The following is an 18,477-nucleotide window of genomic DNA, read 5'->3' on the forward strand; positions in this document are numbered from 1 at the left end:
GTCAGGCCTGACGCTGCAGCTTCACGTACAGCTGCTCGACCTTTTCCCGTGCCCACGGCGTCTTGCGCAGGAAGGTCAGGCTCGACTTGATGGTCGGGTTGCTTTTGAAGCAGCGCACATCGATGCGCTCGGCCAGGCCCTGCCATTGGTAGTGCGCCACCAGCTCGGTGAGGATCTGTTCGAGGGTCTTGCCGTGCAGCGCGTTGTGTTGGGCCGTGCTCATGCCAGTGCTCCGTAGGAAAGATGCGCACCTTACACGAGTGTAGTGGTGGGTGGGATCAGGTGAGTCAACAGAAAAACCGCTGGCCAGGCGCAAAACCTCTGTGCTGAAATAGAGATGTTATATTGTAACAATACCAAAGCATCTGCCAAGGAACGCCCCATCCCCATGCTGCACACACCGCTTCGCCTCTCTCCCCTCGCCGTCGCGCTCTGGCTTGCCGCACCACCCAGCCAAGCGGTGGAGCTCGAGCCCCAGGTCATCACCGCCAACCCTTTGGGTAACAGCCAGCTGGCCGCCCCCAGCACCGTGCTCGAAGGCGACAACCTGCTGCAACAGCAGCACGGCAGCCTCGGTGAAACCCTGAACAAGCAGCCCGGAGTCGCCTCCACCTGGTTCGGCCCTGGCGCCAGTCGCCCGGTAATTCGTGGCCTGGATGGCGACCGCATTCGCATCCTGCGCAATGGCGTCGGCGCCCTCGACGCTTCATCACTGTCCTACGACCACGCCGTGCCGCTGGACCCGGTGACCGTCGACCGTGTCGAGATCGTCCGTGGCCCGGCCGCCCTGCTCTACGGCGGCAACGCCATCGGCGGCGTGGTCAATACCTTCGACAACCGCATCCCGGATACCCCCATCGAGGGCATCCACGGTGCCGGTGAACTGCGCTACGGCGGCGCCGATACCACTCGTAGCAGCGCTGGCAAGCTGGAGGCCGGCAACGGTGCCTTCGCCCTGCACCTGGATGCCAACAGCCGCCAGTTCAACGACCTGCGCATCCCCGGTTACGCGCGCAGTTCCAAGGTGCGCGATGCCGACGAACCCGGCAGCAAGCACCGCCTGGAAAACAGCGACGGCCGCCAGGACGGTGGCGCCGTGGGTGGCGCCTACCATTGGGACCACGGTTACGCCGGCCTGTCGTACAGCCGCTACGAAAGTAACTATGGCTCGGTGGCCGAGCCAGGTGTGCGCCTGGACATGAAGCAGGACCATTACGCCTTCGCCTCCGAGCTGCGCGACCTGGACGGCCCGCTCACTTCGATCAAGGTCGATGCTGGCTACACCGACTACGAGCATCGTGAAATCGAAGAAGGCGAGGTCCACACCACCTTCAGGAACAAGGGCTATGAAGCACGTATCGAAGCTCGCCACCAACCGCTCGGGCCGGTAGAAGGCGTGATTGGTGCCCAGGTCAGCCGCAACGAATTCTCCGCGTTGGGCGAGGAAGCCTTCGTCCCGCACACCGACACCGACAGCCTGGCGCTGTTCATGCTGGAGCAGTGGCAAGCCACCGAGCGCCTCAACCTGAGCCTGGGTGCACGCATGGAGCACACCCGGGTCGATCCGGATGCCAAAGGCAACGAGAACTTCGCCGACGCCGACAGCGCCAGCAGTTTCAACGCCTTCAGTCTGTCTTCCGGGGCGGTGTACCAGCTCGACCCGGTCTGGTCGCTGGCCGCCAACCTCGGCTACACCGAGCGCGCCCCGACCTTCTACGAGCTGTATGCCAATGGTGCCCACGTGGCCACCGGAGCCTTTGAAGTCGGCGATGCCACCCTGAACAAGGAAAAAGCCGTTTCCGCCGACCTGGCCCTGCGTTTCGACAACGGCACCCACAAGGGCAGTGTCGGGGTGTTCTACAGCCACTTCCGCAACTACATCGGCCTGATCAGCACCGGCAACATCCGCGAGGGGCATGACCACGATCATGATGAGGATGACCACGACCATGATCACGATCATGACCACGGCGGTTTCCCGGAGTACCAGTATCAGGGCGTGCGGGCGCGATTCTATGGCATCGAGGCCCAGGATCGCTGGCAGCTGGCCGAGAACCGTTACGGCAGCTTCGCGTTGGAAGTGTCTGGTGACTACACCCGGGCCAAGAACCTGGACAGTGGCGAGCCGCTGCCCCGCATCGCCCCGCTGCGCCTGAACAGCGGCCTGGTCTGGGAGCTGGACCACTGGCAGGCGCGGGTCGACGTGCAACACGCTGCGTCTCAGCATCGCAAACCGGCCAACGAAACCAGCACTGATGGCTATACCACGCTAGGGGCCAGCGTTGGTTACCGCTTCGAAGTTGGCCAGAGCCAGTGGCTGGCGTTTGTGCGCGGCGAAAACCTGACGGACCAGACCGTGCGCTATGCCAGTTCGATCCTGCGCGACATCGCCCCGGCGCCGGGGCGTAGTGTGGAAGTGGGTCTGCGTACCACCTTCTGATTGCAAATCAGTATCTGTGGGAGCGGGCATGCCCGCGAAGAAACCGACGCGGTGGATGGCACCGGCTCCGCCGGTGTTCGCGGGCGCGCCCGCTCCCACAAAAGAGCTCGCAAGCTCTGGACTGTTGCCATATCAACAACAATCCACTGCGACAATTTGTCTTTTTTTCTTACAACTTCCCCTATATCCTCCCCGCCGCAAGCTGAATCGCTTCATCGAAACCATCTTGTCGCCATATTCATTGAGGGGCCCGCCCTTCGATGCGCCTGCCGTTTATTCAATAATCAAAAGATAGCGCTATCTCATGCTCCAACTGCCCAAAACCTGTTACATCGGCCTTGCCCTCAGCGCCCTGGCGGCTCCCAGCAGCGCCAGCGAGATGTTCGCCAGCGATTCGCCATGGATGCTTGGCGACTGGGGTGGCACCCGCAGCGAACTGCTGGAAAAAGGCTACGACTTCACCCTTGGCTACACCGGCGAGATGGGCAGCAACCTGCACGGTGGCTACGATCACGACCGCACCGCGCGCTACAGCGACCAGTTCACCTTCGGCAGCCACCTGGACCTGGAGAAGATCCTCGGCTGGAACGACACCGAATTCCAGCTGACCATTACCGAGCGCCACGGCGACAACATCAGCAACGACCGTATCAACGACCCGCGTGTCGGCGGCTTCACCTCGGCCCAGGAGGTCTGGGGCCGTGGCGAAACCTGGCGGCTGACGCAGATGTGGATCAAGCAGAAGTACTTCGATGGCGCACTGGATGTGAAATTCGGCCGTTTCGGCGAAGGCGAAGACTTCAACAGCTTCCCCTGCGACTTCCAGAACCTGGCCTTCTGCGGCTCGCAGGTAGGCAACTGGGTAGGTGGCATCTGGTACAACTGGCCGGTCAGCCAGTGGGCCCTGCGCGTCCGCTACAACCTCAGCGATGCGCTCTACGCCCAGGTCGGCGTGTACGAGCAGAACCCCTCCAACCTGGAGTCGGGCAACGGCTTCAAGCTCAGCGGCAGCGGCACCCAAGGCGCGGTAATGCCGATCGAACTGGTATGGAGCCCACAGGTCAATGGCCTGAAAGGGGAATATCGCGCCGGCTACTACTACAGTAATGCCAAGGCACAGGATGTTCTCAAGGACAGCAATGGCCAGCCGGCAGCACTCAGCGGCGCCGCCTACCGCAGCAGTTCGAGCAAGCACGGCTTGTGGCTCGGCGCCCAGCAGCAGGTGACTTCGCTGGCGTCCGACCAGTCGCGTGGCCTGAGCCTGTTCGCCAACGCCACGGTGCACGACAAGAAGACCAATGCCATCGACAACTATGTTCAGGCAGGACTGGTATACAAAGGGCCATTCGACGCCCGCGCCAAGGACGACATCGGTTTCGCCCTCGCCCGCGTGCACGTCAACCCTGCCTATCGCAAGAACGCGCGTCTGGTCAACCAGGCCGCCGGCATCGACGACTATGACAACCCCGGTTTCCTGCCGGTACAGGACACCGAGTACAGCGCCGAGCTGTATTACGGCATCCACTTGGCCGACTGGCTCACGGTACGCCCCAACCTGCAGTACATCCGCCACCCGGGCGGGGTGTCGCAAGTCGATGGCGCCCTGATCGGCGGCCTGAAGATCCAGAGCAGTTTCTAACCCCTTTCTTGACCTGACGGAGAACCTACGATGAGCACTGAAGGTGCCAACAATGGAAGCCGCTGGCTACCGCGCCTGATCGGCGCGCTGCTGTTGCTGATGGGCCTGGCCCTGCTGGCTGGCGGCATCAAGCTGAGCCAGCTGGGCGGATCGCTGTACTACCTGATCGCCGGAATCGGCTTTGCCCTGTCTGGTATTCTGCTGCTGGCCCAACGCCGCATCGCCCTGGGCCTGTACGGCCTGGTACTGCTGGGCAGCACCGCATGGGCCCTGTTCGAAGTGGGCCTGGACTGGTGGCAACTGGTGCCACGCCTGGCCATCTGGTTTGCCATCGGCGTGGTCCTGCTGCTGCCTTGGGCGCGTCGTCCGCTGGTCGGCCCGGCCAGCAAGGCCAACACTGCGCTGCTCGGCGTTGCAGTGGTAGCATCTGGCGCTTGTGCCCTGGGCAGCCAGTTCACCCACCCCGGTGAAGTGTTTGGCGAACTGGGCCGCGACAGCAGCGAAATGGCCAGCGCCGCCCCGGCCATGCCCGACGGTGAATGGCAGGCCTACGGCCGCACCGAGCATGGCGACCGCTATTCGCCACTGCGCCAGATTACCCCGCAGAACGCCTACCGCCTGGAAGAGGCCTGGCGCATCCGCACCGGTGACCTGCCGACCGAAAACGACCCTGTGGAGCTGACCAACCAGAACACCCCACTGAAGGTCAACGGCATGCTCTATGCCTGCACCGCGCATAGCCGCTTGCTGGCCCTGGACCCGGACACCGGCGCGGAAATCTGGCGCTTTGATCCACAGGTCAAGAGCCCCGTCGGCACCTTCAAAGGCTTTGCCCACATGACCTGCCGTGGCGTTTCGTACTATGACGAAAACCGTTACGTCAGCCGCGACGGCAGCCCGGCACCGAAAATTACCGACGCCGGCCAAGCCGTGGCCCAGGCCTGCCCTCGCCGCCTCTACCTGCCGACTGCGGACGCCCGCCTGATCGCCATCAATGCCGACAACGGCAAGGTCTGCGAAGGCTTCGCCAACCAGGGCGTGATCGACCTCACCACCGGCATCGGCCCGTTCACCGCTGGCGGCTACTACTCCACCTCGCCAGCCGCAATCACCCGTGACCTGGTGATCATCGGTGGCCACGTCACCGACAACGAGTCGACCAACGAGCCATCCGGCGTGATCCGCGCCTACGATGTACACGATGGTCACCTGGTGTGGAACTGGGACAGCAACAACCCGGACGACACCCAGCCACTGGCCCCCGGCAAGATGTACAGCCGCAACTCGGCCAACATGTGGTCGATCGCCAGCGTCGATGAAGACCTCGGCATGATCTACCTGCCACTGGGCAACCAGACCCCGGACCAGTGGGGCGCCGACCGCACCCCGGGCGCCGAGAAGTACAGCGCCGGCGTGGTCGCACTCGACCTGGCCACCGGCAAGGCTCGCTGGAACTATCAGTTCACCCACCACGACCTGTGGGACATGGACGTCGGCAGCCAGCCGACCCTGGTCCACCTGAAGACCGACGATGGCGTGAAGCCGGCAATCATCGTGCCGACCAAGCAAGGCAGCCTGTACGTGCTCGACCGCCGCGACGGTACGCCAATCGTGCCGATCCGCGAGATCCCCACCCCGCAAGGTGCGGTGAAAGGCGACCACACCTCGCCGACCCAGGCCCGCTCCGACCTCAACCTGCTCGGCCCTGAACTGACCGAACAGGCCATGTGGGGCGCCACGCCGTTCGACCAGATGCTGTGCCGCATCCAGTTCCGCGAGCTGCGTTACGAAGGCCAGTACACCCCGCCGTCCGAGCAAGGCTCGCTGGTCTACCCGGGCAACGTCGGTGTGTTCAACTGGGGTAGCGTGTCGGTCGACCCGGTGCGCCAACTGCTGTTCACCTCGCCCAACTACATGGCCTTCGTGTCGAAGATGATCCCGCGTGAGCAGGTGGCCGAGGGCAGCAAGCGCGAAAGCGAGACCAGCGGCGTGCAGCCGAACACCGGTGCGCCGTACGCGGTGACCATGCACCCGTTCATGTCGCCACTGGGCGTACCGTGCCAGGCCCCGGCCTGGGGCTATGTCGCCGCCATCGACCTGTTCACCAACAAGGTAGTGTGGAAGCACAAGAACGGCACCACCCGCGACAGCACCCCGGTGCCGATCGGCCTGCCGGTTGGCGTGCCGAGCATGGGTGGTTCGATCGTCACCGCTGGTGGCGTCGGCTTCCTCAGCGGTACCCTGGACCAGTACCTGCGCGCCTATGACGTGAACAACGGCAAGGAACTGTGGAAAGCCCGCCTGCCCGCGGGTGGCCAGGCCACGCCGATGACCTACAGCGGCAAGGATGGCAAGCAGTACGTGCTGGTGACTGCCGGCGGGCATGGCTCGCTGGGCACCAGGATGGGCGACTACATCATCGCTTACAAACTGGCTGAGTAATCCAGAGATGCGGCAGTGAACCTGCTGCCGCATTCGCGGGTAAACCCGCTCCCACAGGTACGGCGCTCCCCCCAAGTTCGGCGCCGTACCTGTGGGAGCGGGTTTACCCGCGAAGAGGCCGGTACAGGCATCACTCCTATCTGCACCCTTCAACTACCATTGAAACCCATCCCCCCGCGCCCCATCTAAGCACCATAGTCATTCACGCAGGTGCCCCATGAGCGACCAGCAGGATTTCCCGGAACATCCCGACGAACACAGCGAAGTCGAACACACCACACCCCAGGCCGAAACCGGCCACGCCCTCGCCCTGCCCGGCCAGCAGCTGCCGGACAAGGTCTACGTGATCCCGATCCACAACCGTCCGTTCTTCCCGGCCCAGGTGCTGCCGGTCATCGTCAATGAAGACCCTTGGGCAGAAACCCTGGACTTGGTAGCCAAGTCGCCAGACCACAGCCTGGCCCTGTTCTTCATGGATACCCCGCCAGAAGACCACCGCCACTTCGATACCTCGGCGCTGCCGCAGTACGGCACGCTGGTAAAGGTGCACCACGCCAGCCGCGAAAACGGCAAGCTGCAGTTCGTCGCCCAGGGCCTGACCCGGGTACGCATCCGTACCTGGCTCAAGCACCACCGCCCGCCGTACCTTGTAGAGGTCGAATACCCGCGCCAGCCCGCCGAGCCGACCGACGAGGTCAAGGCCTATGGCATGGCGCTGATCAACGCGATCAAGGAACTGCTGCCACTCAACCCGCTGTACAGCGAAGAGCTGAAAAACTACCTCAACCGCTTCAGCCCCAACGACCCCTCGCCGCTCACCGACTTCGCCGCCGCCCTCACCTCGGCCACCGGCAACCAGTTGCAGGAAGTGCTCGACTGCGTCCCCATGCTCAAGCGCATGGAAAAGGTCCTGCCGATGCTGCGCAAGGAAGTCGAGGTGGCGCGCCTGCAGAACGAGATCTCGGCCGAAGTCAACCGGCAGATCGGCGAGCACCAGCGCGAGTTCTTCCTCAAGGAACAGCTCAAGGTCATCCAGCAGGAACTGGGCCTGACCAAGGACGATCGCAGCGCCGACCTGGAGCAGTTCGAGCAGCGCCTCGAAGGCAAGACCCTGCCGGACCAGGCACGCAAGCGCATCGACGAAGAGATGGGCAAGCTGGCCATCCTCGAAACCGGCTCGCCCGAATACGCCGTCACCCGCAACTACCTGGACTGGGCAACCGCCCTGCCCTGGGGTGTGTACGGCAAGGACAAGCTCGACCTCAACCACGCGCGCAAGGTCCTCGACCAGCACCACGCCGGCCTCGATGACATCAAGGAGCGCATTCTCGAGTTCCTTGCCGTGGGCGCCTGGAAAGGCGAGATCAGCGGCTCGATCGTGCTGCTGGTGGGCCCGCCCGGGGTAGGCAAGACCAGCATCGGCAAATCCATCGCCGAATCGCTCGGCCGGCCGTTCTACCGCTTCAGTGTCGGCGGCATGCGTGACGAGGCCGAGATCAAGGGCCATCGCCGCACCTACATCGGCGCCCAGCCCGGCAAGCTGGTGCAGGCCCTGAAGGACGTCGAAGTGATGAACCCGGTGATCATGCTCGACGAGATCGACAAGATGGGCCAGAGCTATCAGGGCGACCCGGCTTCAGCGCTGCTGGAAACCCTGGACCCGGAGCAGAACGTCGACTTCCTCGACCACTACCTCGACCTGCGCCTGGACCTGTCCAAGGTGCTGTTCGTGTGCACCGCCAACACCCTGGATTCGATCCCCGGGCCGTTGCTCGACCGCATGGAAGTGATCCGCCTGTCCGGCTATATCACCGAAGAGAAACTGGCCATCGCCAAGCGCCACCTGTGGCCCAAACAGCTGGAAAAGGCTGGCGTGGCCAAGACCAGCCTCGGCATCAGCGACAGCGCCCTGCGCGCGGTGATCGAAGGCTATGCCCGCGAAGCCGGGGTACGCCAATTGGAGAAACAACTGGGCAAGCTGGTGCGCAAGGCAGTGGTCAAGTTGCTGGACAACCCCGAAGCCAAGCTGAAGATTGGCACCAAGGACCTGGAAGCTGCGCTCGGCATGCCCGTGTTCCGCAGCGAGCAGGTGCTGGCCGGCAAAGGTGTGATCACCGGCCTGGCCTGGACCAGCATGGGCGGCGCGACGCTGCCGATCGAAGCCACCCGCATCCACAGCCTCAACCGCGGCTTCAAGCTGACCGGCAAGCTGGGTGAGGTGATGAAAGAGTCGGCCGAAATCGCCTATAGCTACGTCAGCTCCAACCTCAAGCAGTTTGGTGGTGACCCTGGTTTCTTCAACGAAGCGTTCATTCACCTGCACGTGCCCGAAGGCGCCACGCCCAAGGACGGCCCGAGTGCCGGTATCACCATGGCCAGCGCCCTGCTGTCGCTGGCCCGTGACCAGGCGCCGAAGAAAGGGGTGGCCATGACTGGCGAGCTGACCCTGACCGGGCAGGTACTGCCGATTGGCGGTGTGCGCGAGAAGGTGATTGCAGCACGACGGCAGAAGATCTTCGAGCTGATCTTGCCGGAGCCTAACCGCGGGGACTATGAAGAACTGCCGGACTACCTGCGCGAAGGCCTGACCGTGCATTTCGCCAAGCGCTTTGCCGATGTAGCCAAAGTGCTGTTCTAGCCAGCACTGGCCTCTTCGCGGGTAAACCCGCTCCCACAGGGATAGCGTAGGGCTTGAGCCCAGTGAGATCACTGTGGGAGCGGGTTTACCCGCGAAAGGGCCGGCACAGGCAACACAAATCTCCTCGATCATCGGTTATCCTCAGGCCATCGCCAGCCTCCGGAGCCAACATGACCGCCCCTCGTCTGCTCGTTCCCCTGAGCTTCGCCCTGATTTCCGCCTGCGCTCAACAGCCTACGCAACCCGTCGAACTGGACGCAGAAAGCGAATGCCCGACACGCCTGCAGGTTGGCCAGGTGCTGACACTGACCCTGCCCAGCAACCCATCCACCGGCTATCGCTGGCGCGTCGAAAACCCCGCCGCCAATGTACTGCGCAGCCTTGGCCCGGAGGTGTACAGCGCTCCCGAGGAGGAAGACCTGGTCGGCAATGCCGGTGTCTCCACCTGGCGCTACCAGGCCAGTGGAACCGGCGATGGCCAGTTGGTGCTTGTGTACCAGCAGCCGTGGGCCGCAGATATTGCGCCCGTACAAACCTTCGACTGCAAGATCATCGTCCGCTAAAGGCCGCAGCTCCGTCCCGGGCAACCTGAACGGCCACTTGTTAGGGGCAGAGGCCCCTCGGCGCCCCGCCCCTGAAGCGCTGCCATGGCAAGAATCGCGGCCTTTGGCTAAAATGCGCCTCCGTTTCACCCTGTATCGAGCCCTCCCGTGAGCAAACAACCCGACCGCCTTTTCGCCCAGCCCCTGGAGCAAGTGCCCGACTTCGTCTTCAACGAGGATGTGGTGCGCGTGTTCCCGGACATGATCAAGCGCTCGGTGCCAGGCTACCCGACCATCGTCGAGAACCTCGGCGTGCTGGCCGCGCGCTTCGCCCAGCCGCACACCGCGTTGTACGACCTCGGTGCCTCGTTGGGTGCCGTTACCCAGTCGCTGCGCCGCCATGTGCGCAGTGATGGCTGCCGGGTGATTGCCGTGGACAACTCCGCGGCGATGGTCGAGCGTTGCCGCCAGTACCTCACTGCCCAGGACTCGATGTTCCAGGAACTGCTGCCAGTGCAGGTGCTGGAAGCCGACATCCTGGCCCTGCCATTCGAGCCCGCCTCGGTGGTGGCGATGAACTTCACCCTGCAATTCGTCGCCCCCGACCAGCGTCTGGAACTGCTTGGCCGCATCCGCCAGGCGCTTTTGCCCGGTGGTGCGCTGATCCTCTCGGAAAAACTGCGCTTCGCCGATGCGGAACAGCAAGACCTGCTCAATGAACTGCACCTGGACTTCAAACGTGCCAATGGCTACAGCGAACTGGAAATTGCCCAGAAGCGCAGCGCCATCGAGAACGTGATGAAGCCCGACACCCTCGAAGCCCACCAGGCGCGCCTGCGCGCAGCCGGGTTCTCGAAGGTGGTGCCCTGGTTCCAATGCCTTAACTTCGCCTCGTTGATTGCCCTGCCATGATCGATCTGTCCCCCCTCGTCCGCCGCCTGGCGGGCACGCCCCTGGCTTCCTGGTCGCAAGGCCTGCAAGCGCAACTGGAAGCCAAGCTGGAGAAGGGCCACGGTGACCTCGACCGCTGGCGCGGTGCGCTGGAAGCCCTGCCCACCCTGCAGCCGAGCGAAGTCGACCTGGTCAACGGGCTGCGCCTGGACTGCGATTGCGACGACGCGACCCGCGCGCAGATGCATCAGGCACTGATGGGCCTGTCGCCTTGGCGCAAAGGCCCCTTCGACCTGTTCGGCGTGCATGTGGACACCGAATGGCGTTCGGACTGGAAATGGTCGCGGGTTGGCCCGCACCTGGACCTCAAGGGCAAGCGCGTGCTCGACGTGGGCTGCGGCAACGGCTACTACCAGTGGCGCATGCTCGGTGCCGGTGCCGACATGGTGATTGGCGTCGATCCCAACTGGCTGTTCTTCTGCCAGTTCCAGGCCGTCCAGCAATACCTGCCAGAGCTGCCCGCCTGGCACCTGCCGTTCGCCCTGGAAGACCTGCCGGCCAACCTCGAAGGTTTCGACACGGTGTTTTCCATGGGGGTGTTCTATCACCGCCGCTCGCCCATCGAGCACCTGCTGGCGCTGAAGGACTGCCTGGTAAAAGGCGGGGAACTGGTACTGGAAACCCTGGTGATCGAGGGTGACGAAAACCAGGTGCTGGTACCTGAGGACCGCTATGCACAGATGCGCAACGTCTGGTACCTGCCGTCGGTACCGGCCTTGGAGCGCTGGTTGCGCCGCGCCGGCTTCAGCGATGTGCGATGCGTCGACGTGAGCGTGACCAGCGTCGAGGAACAGCGCAGCACCGAGTGGATGCGCTACCAGTCGTTGGGCGACTTCCTTGACCCGAACGACCACAGCAAGACCATCGAAGGCCTGCCGGCTCCGCGCCGCGCCACCCTGCTGGCACGCAAATGAAAAAGGCGCCCGGTTGGGCGCCTGAATATACCTGCGCCGAGGAGCTGTCGCGGCGCAGGTGGTGTTACCTCAATCCTTGGCCAACTCGCGGGCCTTCTCCTGTGCCTTGCGCTCACGCTCTGCGACGGCCTGTTGCTTGTCGCCGTACAGGCGCTGCTGGTCTTCGCGGAACGCTTGCCAGAATTGTTTCGAACGTTCCGCACCGCCCTCGGCGTGAACACTGGCGCTGCCCAGGGCAAGGGTGGCCAACAGCAGGTATTTGGTCAGGTTCATCGTGGTTGCCTCGTGATAACCGATCAGATGCGGCCATCCTAGCGAGGGCTAGCTAACGGCAAGGTGAGGCGGGGATTACAGTCTTGCAATGTGGCCTTGTTTTGCCGGCGATAGGGCCGAACAGACAGCCAGATAACAGCAGCATTACAAATCCGTTATCTGCGCCGCGCGCCCTTACTCATGCCGTAACATCCCGCTCCTTGACCCTGATGCCACTACAGGGTCGAGAATCGCCCCCCTTTCATCACACCGAGCCCACCCATGCGTCTACTGATCATCGAGGACGAACTGCGCACCGCCGACTACCTGCAGCAGGGCCTGCGCGAGAACGGCTACGTGGTCGACTGCGCCCACACCGGCACCGATGGCCTGCACCTGGCCCGCCAGCAGCCCTACGACCTGGTCATCCTCGACGTCAACCTGCCCGAGCTCGATGGCTGGACCGTGCTGCAGCGGCTGCGCGCCGAATCGGCCACGCGCATCATGATGCTGACCGCCCATGGCCGCCTGGCCGACCGGGTCAAGGGCCTGGACCTGGGTGCCGACGATTACCTGCTCAAGCCCTTCGAGTTCCCGGAGCTGCTGGCCCGCATCCGCAGCCTGCTGCGCCGCAACGACCAGCAATTGCAGCCCAGCACCCTGCGCGTCGCCGATCTGGAGCTGGACCCCGGCCGCCACCGCGCCTACCGCGCCGGGCAGCGTATCGACCTGACCGCCAAGGAATTCGCCCTGCTGCACCTGCTGATGCGTCAGACCGGCGAGGTGCTGTCGCGCACCCAGATCATCTCGCTGGTGTGGGACATGAACTTCGACTGCGACACCAATGTGGTCGAGGTTTCGATCCGGCGCCTGCGGGCAAAGATCGACGACCCGTTCGACAACAAGCTGATCCATACCCTGCGTGGCGTCGGCTACGTGCTCGAGGCACGCTTTTGAAAAACGCCAGCCTGTCACTGCGCCTGGGCCTGAGCGTGACGCTGATGGGCGCCGCACTGGTGCTGCTGCTGGCCTGCCTGGCCGTGTTCGCCCTCGATCACGAACTGGACAGCCGCGCACGCAAGGACCTGGCTCGCAAGATGCTGCAGGTCGAGCACAATCTGCGCGTCGACCTGCGTAGCGAAGACCTGGGCAGCCGCGCCCATCCCTTGCTCGACCTGGTGATGGGGCATGACAACCTCAGCCTCAGCGTGCTGGCCCTCGAAGGCCGCCATCCGCACCTGCTCAGCCTGGGGCCAGCGCTGGAATCACAGGTAGGCGATCTGCGCACCGATGCCCGTCTGGCCTTTCATGCGTGGCGCGACAGCAATGGCAACCAGATACTCACCGTGACCCGGCTGATGCGCCTGCGCGACGACACCCCGGTCAAGGTGATGATGTCGCTCAACCGCGCCGACGACAACGCCCTGCTGCAGGCCTATCTGCACTCCACCTTGCTCGCGCTGCCGTTGCTGCTGTCGCTGATCGGGGCCGGTGCCTGGTGGCTGATGCAGCGCGGCCTGAGGCCACTGCGGCACTTCCGGCGCATCGCCGGGCGGGTGTCGGCCCAGGACCTGCAACATCGCCTTCCCGCTACCGGCCTGCCGCTGGAGCTGGCAGAGCTGGCCAGCAGCATCAACGTGATGCTCGACCGCCTCGATCAGGGCGTCAGCCAGCTGTCGCAGTTTTCCGATGATCTGGCCCATGAACTGCGCACACCGTTGAGCAACCTGATGGGCAAGGCGCAGGTGACGCTGGCCCGCGAACGGGACAACGCGAATTACCGCGAAGTGCTGGAAGACAGCATCGAAGAACTGACCCGGCTCAACCGCATCATCAATGACATGCTGTTTCTCGCCCAGGTCAGCCAACCCCAGGCCCAGGTCGCGCTCAAGCCCATGGCATTGGCCGACGAGACGGCGCGGGTTGTCGAGCTGTTTGCCTTCAGTGCCGAGCTGAAAGGGGTTGAGTTGCGTGTGCAAGGCTGGGGGACGGCGCAGGGTGATCGGCTGATGTTTCAGCGGGCACTGTCGAACCTGTTGAGCAATGCCATTCGGCACTGCCCCGATGACAAGCCTGTGGAACTACGTATCGAGCGCGTGGGCAGCGAAGTTCGGCTTTCGGTGGAAAACCAGGGGCCTGGTATTGCTGAAGAGCACCAGTCGCGCTTGTTCGAGCGATTTTACCGGGTAGGCTCGGGGCGCTCGCGGCTGGAGGGAGGGACCGGGTTGGGGCTGGCGATCGTGAAATCGATCATGCAGTTGCATGGCGGGCGGGTCGAGGTCAGCAGCAGGCCCTTGGGGCCTACCCGGTTTACCCTTGTGTTTCCTGCCGAGTAATACATCGCTTGTGCCGGCCTCTTCGCGGGTAAACCCGCTCCCACAGGGATTGCACAAGCCTCAAGGCCTGTGGGGTACCTGTGGGAGCGGGTTTACCCGCGAAGAGGCCGGTACAGGCGACCAACGATTAGCGCGAAGCCGCCACGATCAGCGCCTTCATCTCGGCCACAGCGGCCTTGAAGCCGACGAACAGCGCATGCGCCACCAGCGCATGACCGATGTTCAGCTCATTGATGCCTTTGATCGCCGCCACCGCCTCCACGTTGTGGTAGTGCAGCCCGTGGCCAGCATTGACGATCAGCCCCTGCCCCACGCCAAACGCCACGCCATCGACGATACGCTTGAGCTCCTCGGCCACTTCGGTCGGGGTTTCGGCATCGGCGTAACGCCCGGTGTGCAGTTCGATGGCAGGCGCACCAACGCGACGCGACGCCTCGATCTGCCGCTCGTCGGCATCGATGAACAGCGACACTTCGGCACCAGTACGCGACAGCCGCTCAACCGCAGCCTTGATCCGTGCCTCCTGGCCCGCCACGTCAAGGCCGCCTTCGGTGGTCAGTTCCTGACGGGTTTCGGGTACCAGGCAGATGTGCGCCGGGCGGATCTTCTCGGCAAAGGCCATCATCTCTTCGGTGACGCCCATCTCGAAGTTCATGCGCGTCTGCAGCACGTCCTTCAGCAGCACCACATCTCGCTCCTGGATGTGCCGGCGGTCTTCACGCAGATGCACGGTGATGCCATCGGCGCCCGCTTCCTCGGCATCCAGGGCAGCCTTGACCGGATCGGGGTAACGTGTGCCCCGGGCCTGGCGCAGGGTCGCCACGTGGTCGATGTTTACGCCGAGAAGCATGCGGTTGCTGTGAGTCACGAAAGGCTCTCCTGAAGATTGAGCCCCACAGCATACGTCGTGATCAGCGCTTGCGAAACAGTTCGCGGCTGACCAGTGGTTTTGCCCCCAGGTGAACCGCCAGTGCCTGGCGCATCAGGCGCTTGGCGGCGAGCAAGGCACCTGGGGCATCCCAGTCGGCTTCGGCCAGGGCCAGCAGTTCGGTGCCGCGGAACAGCCCGGGTTGCACCAGCTCGACCCGCTCCAGGCCGGCGTCCACACGCAAGCGGTACAGGCCATCGACCGCGATCGCTTGGTCATTGACGTCGTGGTGCAACGAAAACGAGTAACCGAGCTCGTCCAGCAGCCGCCATTCGAAGGAGCGCAGCAGCGGCTCCAGCGGGCGACCGGCGGCCAAGGCTTGCAAGGTCAGGGTGTAGTGCTCGAACAGCGCCGGGAAAGGCGCTTCGGCGGGCAGCAGGCGCATGAGCAGTTCGTTGAGGTACAACCCGCTGAACAGGGCATCGCCATGCAGCCAGGCGGCGATGCCAGCGCTGTCCATGCGCCCGACATTCTTCAGCTCGCCACGCCCGCGCAGCTCCAGTTCCAGCGGCACGAACGGCCGCACCAGGCTGCCACCCTTGCCACGCGCACGGCGCAGCACGGCACGCATACGGCCCTGCGGGGTGAAGAAGTCCACCAGCGCGCTGGTTTCCTTGTAGGCGCGGCTGTGCAGCACGTAGGCTGGCTGGCCGACAGGTTGTTCCATAAACGTTCTCTAAATGCCCCAGACAACTGTGGGAGCGGGTTTACCCGCGAATGCGATGGTGAACCCACTGACGCATTCGCGGGTAAACCCGCTCCCACAGAGTAACCTGAGCCGTCAGGCGAATTTACAGGTCGCCGTAGCCCAGCGAGCGCAGGGCGCGCTCGTCATCGGACCAGCCGCCTTTCACCTTGACCCACAGGTTGAGCATGACCTTGGAGTCGAACAGCACCTCCATGTCCTTGCGCGCCTCGGAGCCGATGCGCTTGATGCGCTCGCCCTTGTCGCCAATGATGATCTTCTTCTGGCCATCGCGCTCGACCAGAATCAGCGCGTGGATGTGCAGCACGTGGCCCTGCTGCTTGAATTCTTCAATTTCCACGGTGATCTGGTACGGCAATTCCGCACCCAGCTGGCGCATGATCTTTTCGCGCACCAGTTCCGCGGCCAAAAAGCGGCTGCTGCGGTCGGTGATCTGATCTTCGGGGAAGAAGTGCTCGTTCTCGGGCAGGTGCTTGGCGATCTGTGCTTCCAGCGCCTGCAGGTTGTGCCCCTGCTGCGCGGAGATAGGCATCACTTCGGCGTTCGGCAACTGCTCCTGGAGCCATTGCAGGTGCGGGATCAGTTCGGCCTTCTCTTCCATGCGGTCGGTCTTGTTGACCGCGATGATCAGTGGGCCCGTCACGTACTGCACGCGCTCCAGCACCAGTTGGTCCTCGTCGGTCCATTTGGTGCGGTCGACCACGAAGATCACCACGTCGACGTCCTTCAGGGCCGCCGAGGCATTGCGGTTCATGTAGCGGTTCAAGGCCTTGTCATTGGCCTTGTGCATACCGGGGGTATCGACGTAGATCGCCTGCACGTCACCCTCGGTCTTGATGCCGAGCATGTTGTGGCGGGTGGTCTGCGGCTTGCGCGAGGTGATCGCCAGCTTCTGGCCGAGGATGTGGTTGAGCAGGGTCGACTTGCCCACGTTCGGGCGGCCGACAATGGCCACATAGCCGCAGCGGGTCGGGTTGCTATCAGTCATTGCCATTCTCCACGCCCAGGGCGATCAGTGCAGACGCGGCGGCGACTTGCTCGGCGATACGCCGGCTAACGCCCTGGCCACGGCTCTTGTTGTTCAGCAGCACCACTTCGCATTCGACGAAGAAGGTCCGGCAATGCGGTTCGCCCTGGATATCCACCACTTCGTAACGCGGCAGCTCACAGCTGCGCGACTGCAGGAACTCCTGCAGGCGGGTTTTCGGGTCCTTGTTGGTATCGACCAGGGTCAGGCCTTCGAATTCATCGGCCAGCCAGGCCAACACGCGCTCCCGGGCCGTTTCCATGTCGGCGTCCAGGTAGATGGCGCCAATCAGCGCCTCCAGGGCGTCGGCCAGGATCGACTCGCGGCGGAAGCCACCGCTCTTGAGCTCACCCGAGCCCAGGCGCAGGTGATCGCCAAGGTCGAAACCACGGGCCAGGCGGGCCAGGGTCTCACCCTTGACCAGCCGCGCGCGCAGGCGCGACAGCTGGCCTTCGCGGGCCTGCGGGAAGCGCTCGAACAGCGCTTCGCCGGCGACGAAGTTGAGAATGGCGTCACCGAGAAACTCCAGGCGCTCATTGTTGCGCCCGGCGTAGCTGCGATGGGTCAGTGCCAGGAGCATCTGGTCCTGGTTCTTGAAGGTATAACCGAGCTTTCGCTCCAGACGGGCAAGGGGAGCACTCATGCAGCCACCCGTTCGTTGTTCAACGCGTTGTTCAAATCAACATCCTGAAAGACTGTTTGGCTGTGGCCCGCCGCGATGTGCGACGAATCTCCCGATCCCTGAGAACACAGCCTATGTCAGAAATGCATTCGGCGCTGCCTGCAGGCCAGCGCCGATGGGTATCAATGGATCAGACCGACCCGCGACAGGTTGGGCAGGTGGCTGAGCTTGGGCTCTGGCCAGCTCATCCACACCGCGAAGGCCTTGCCGACGATGTTCCGGTCGGGAACCATGCCGTGCAGTTCCTTCGGGATGTTCGGGTCATCCCAGTAACGGCTGTCGTTGGAGTTGTCGCGGTTGTCGCCCATCATGAAGTAATGGCCTGCCGGCACGGTCCATTGCTGGTCCGGCGGCATGCGATAACGGCTCATTTCCTTGCGAATCAGGTGTTCGGCCTCGCCGAGCTTTTCCTTGTACAGCTCGGCGCTGCCCAAAGTGCCCGGCTCGGTGCCCACCAGTTGTTCGGCAATCGGCTGGCCGTTGACGAACAACCGCTTGTCGCTGGTGTAGCGCACCTGGTCGCCCGGCAGGCCGACCACACGCTTGATGTAGTTGACGTTCGGGTCGCTCGGGTAGCGGAACACCATCACATCACCGCGTTGCGGGTCACCCACCTCGATGACCTTCTTGTCGATCACCGGCAAGCGAATGCCGTACGAGAACTTGTTCACCAGGATGAAGTCGCCCACTTCCAGGGTCGGTTTCATCGACCCCGAAGGGATCTGGAACGGCTCGACCAGGAACGAACGCAGCACCAGCACGATGAACAGCACCGGGAAGAACGACTTGCCGTACTCGACCAGCAACGGCTCCTTGCCCAGGCGCTCGACCACCGCCATCTCGGGCTGGCTGACGCTGCCCTGGTAGTTGGCGATTGCCGCACGCCGGCGCGGGGCCAGGAACAGCAGGTCGATCAAGCCCAGCAGGCCGCAGACGAAGACGGCGATGACTAGCAACAGCGGGAAATTTAGCGACATAGG

At 63.6% G+C, this 18,477-nt stretch carries 16 protein-coding genes; 9 read left to right on the forward strand and 7 right to left on the reverse strand.

Annotated elements, in window-relative coordinates:
• Position 1: 1 nt before the first annotated feature.
• Positions 2-223 carry a VF530 family protein gene (locus M1D87_RS20990; RefSeq protein ID WP_003252112.1) on the reverse strand — a complete coding sequence of 74 codons (222 nt, stop codon included), beginning with the start codon at positions 221-223 and terminating at the stop codon, positions 2-4.
• Between the two features lie 165 nt (positions 224-388).
• On the opposite strand from M1D87_RS20990, the gene M1D87_RS20995 reads away from it, so the two are divergent.
• From M1D87_RS20995 to cmoB, 7 genes are all read left to right on the forward strand, one after another.
• Positions 389-2,440, forward strand: coding sequence for a TonB-dependent receptor (locus tag M1D87_RS20995; RefSeq protein WP_123084907.1), 2,052 nt, complete (start codon positions 389-391; stop codon positions 2,438-2,440).
• Positions 2,441-2,744: 304 nt separating this feature from the next.
• The gene (locus tag M1D87_RS21000; RefSeq protein ID WP_013973984.1) at positions 2,745-4,079 is read left to right on the forward strand and encodes a carbohydrate porin; all 1,335 of its coding nucleotides are present in this window, start codon (positions 2,745-2,747) and stop codon (positions 4,077-4,079) included.
• 30 nt (positions 4,080-4,109) lie between these two features.
• Entirely contained in the window at positions 4,110-6,521 is a 2,412-nt protein-coding gene (locus M1D87_RS21005) for a glucose/quinate/shikimate family membrane-bound PQQ-dependent dehydrogenase (RefSeq protein WP_085721061.1), read from the forward strand.
• 217 nt (positions 6,522-6,738) lie between these two features.
• Complete coding sequence (gene lon / locus M1D87_RS21010) at positions 6,739-9,159, forward strand: endopeptidase La (protein ID WP_061550368.1); 2,421 nt, start codon at positions 6,739-6,741, stop codon at positions 9,157-9,159.
• A gap of 170 nt (positions 9,160-9,329) precedes the next feature.
• A complete protein-coding gene (locus M1D87_RS21015; RefSeq protein ID WP_013973987.1) occupies positions 9,330-9,722 on the forward strand; it encodes a protease inhibitor I42 family protein in 393 nt (130 codons plus the stop codon).
• A gap of 147 nt (positions 9,723-9,869) precedes the next feature.
• A complete protein-coding gene (cmoA, locus tag M1D87_RS21020; protein ID WP_013973988.1) occupies positions 9,870-10,613 on the forward strand; it encodes a carboxy-S-adenosyl-L-methionine synthase CmoA in 744 nt (247 codons plus the stop codon).
• A complete protein-coding gene (cmoB, locus tag M1D87_RS21025; RefSeq protein ID WP_003258492.1) occupies positions 10,610-11,566 on the forward strand; it encodes a tRNA 5-methoxyuridine(34)/uridine 5-oxyacetic acid(34) synthase CmoB in 957 nt (318 codons plus the stop codon). Before cmoA ends, cmoB begins: the two co-directional genes overlap by 4 nt.
• A gap of 69 nt (positions 11,567-11,635) precedes the next feature.
• Here cmoB and M1D87_RS21030 read toward each other — a convergent pair whose 3' ends face one another.
• Positions 11,636-11,839, reverse strand: a complete 204-nt coding sequence (locus tag M1D87_RS21030) for a hypothetical protein (RefSeq protein WP_061550369.1) — start codon at positions 11,837-11,839, stop codon at positions 11,636-11,638.
• A gap of 261 nt (positions 11,840-12,100) precedes the next feature.
• Between M1D87_RS21030 and M1D87_RS21035 the strand changes: the two genes are divergently transcribed.
• Positions 12,101-12,775 carry a heavy metal response regulator transcription factor gene (locus M1D87_RS21035; protein WP_003258489.1) on the forward strand — a complete coding sequence of 225 codons (675 nt, stop codon included), beginning with the start codon at positions 12,101-12,103 and terminating at the stop codon, positions 12,773-12,775.
• A complete protein-coding gene (locus tag M1D87_RS21040; protein WP_421091705.1) occupies positions 12,772-14,154 on the forward strand; it encodes a heavy metal sensor histidine kinase in 1,383 nt (460 codons plus the stop codon). Before M1D87_RS21035 ends, M1D87_RS21040 begins: the two co-directional genes overlap by 4 nt.
• A 127-nt stretch (positions 14,155-14,281) precedes the next feature.
• On the opposite strand, the gene pdxJ is transcribed toward M1D87_RS21040, so the two are convergent.
• From pdxJ to lepB, 5 genes are all read right to left on the reverse strand, one after another.
• Complete coding sequence (pdxJ, locus tag M1D87_RS21045; RefSeq protein WP_153670549.1) at positions 14,282-15,004, reverse strand: pyridoxine 5'-phosphate synthase; 723 nt, start codon at positions 15,002-15,004, stop codon at positions 14,282-14,284.
• Between the two features lie 61 nt (positions 15,005-15,065).
• Positions 15,066-15,749, reverse strand: coding sequence for a DNA repair protein RecO (gene recO, locus M1D87_RS21050; RefSeq protein ID WP_421091706.1), 684 nt, complete (start codon positions 15,747-15,749; stop codon positions 15,066-15,068).
• Positions 15,750-15,873: 124 nt separating this feature from the next.
• A complete protein-coding gene (gene era, locus M1D87_RS21055; protein ID WP_015271595.1) occupies positions 15,874-16,776 on the reverse strand; it encodes a GTPase Era in 903 nt (300 codons plus the stop codon).
• Positions 16,769-17,458, reverse strand: a complete 690-nt coding sequence (rnc, locus tag M1D87_RS21060; RefSeq protein ID WP_003258487.1) for a ribonuclease III — start codon at positions 17,456-17,458, stop codon at positions 16,769-16,771. Before rnc ends, era begins: the two co-directional genes overlap by 8 nt.
• A 161-nt stretch (positions 17,459-17,619) precedes the next feature.
• Positions 17,620-18,474: a signal peptidase I gene (gene lepB / locus M1D87_RS21065; protein ID WP_003258486.1), complete on the reverse strand. Its 855-nt coding sequence runs from the start codon at positions 18,472-18,474 to the stop codon at positions 17,620-17,622.
• Positions 18,475-18,477 lie beyond the last annotated feature (3 nt).

Source organism: Pseudomonas sp. SA233 (assembly GCF_054792385.1).

What these genes read in the sequence shown, in the direction of transcription:
- M1D87_RS21035 (WP_003258489.1), top strand. Translation starts at nt 12,101, where the DNA reads ATGCGTCTACTGATCATCGAGGACGAACTGCGCACCGCCGACTACCTG.
- M1D87_RS21030 (WP_061550369.1), bottom strand. Translation starts at nt 11,839, where the DNA reads ATGAACCTGACCAAATACCTGCTGTTGGCCACCCTTGCCCTGGGCAGC.
- M1D87_RS21000 (WP_013973984.1), top strand. Translation starts at nt 2,745, where the DNA reads ATGCTCCAACTGCCCAAAACCTGTTACATCGGCCTTGCCCTCAGCGCC.
- M1D87_RS20995 (WP_123084907.1), top strand. Translation starts at nt 389, where the DNA reads ATGCTGCACACACCGCTTCGCCTCTCTCCCCTCGCCGTCGCGCTCTGG.
- rnc (WP_003258487.1), bottom strand. Translation starts at nt 17,458, where the DNA reads ATGAGTGCTCCCCTTGCCCGTCTGGAGCGAAAGCTCGGTTATACCTTC.
- pdxJ (WP_153670549.1), bottom strand. Translation starts at nt 15,004, where the DNA reads ATGCTTCTCGGCGTAAACATCGACCACGTGGCGACCCTGCGCCAGGCC.
- lepB (WP_003258486.1), bottom strand. Translation starts at nt 18,474, where the DNA reads ATGTCGCTAAATTTCCCGCTGTTGCTAGTCATCGCCGTCTTCGTCTGC.
- era (WP_015271595.1), bottom strand. Translation starts at nt 16,776, where the DNA reads ATGACTGATAGCAACCCGACCCGCTGCGGCTATGTGGCCATTGTCGGC.
- lon (WP_061550368.1), top strand. Translation starts at nt 6,739, where the DNA reads ATGAGCGACCAGCAGGATTTCCCGGAACATCCCGACGAACACAGCGAA.
- recO (WP_421091706.1), bottom strand. Translation starts at nt 15,749, where the DNA reads ATGGAACAACCTGTCGGCCAGCCAGCCTACGTGCTGCACAGCCGCGCC.
- cmoB (WP_003258492.1), top strand. Translation starts at nt 10,610, where the DNA reads ATGATCGATCTGTCCCCCCTCGTCCGCCGCCTGGCGGGCACGCCCCTG.
- M1D87_RS21015 (WP_013973987.1), top strand. Translation starts at nt 9,330, where the DNA reads ATGACCGCCCCTCGTCTGCTCGTTCCCCTGAGCTTCGCCCTGATTTCC.
- M1D87_RS20990 (WP_003252112.1), bottom strand. Translation starts at nt 223, where the DNA reads ATGAGCACGGCCCAACACAACGCGCTGCACGGCAAGACCCTCGAACAG.
- M1D87_RS21005 (WP_085721061.1), top strand. Translation starts at nt 4,110, where the DNA reads ATGAGCACTGAAGGTGCCAACAATGGAAGCCGCTGGCTACCGCGCCTG.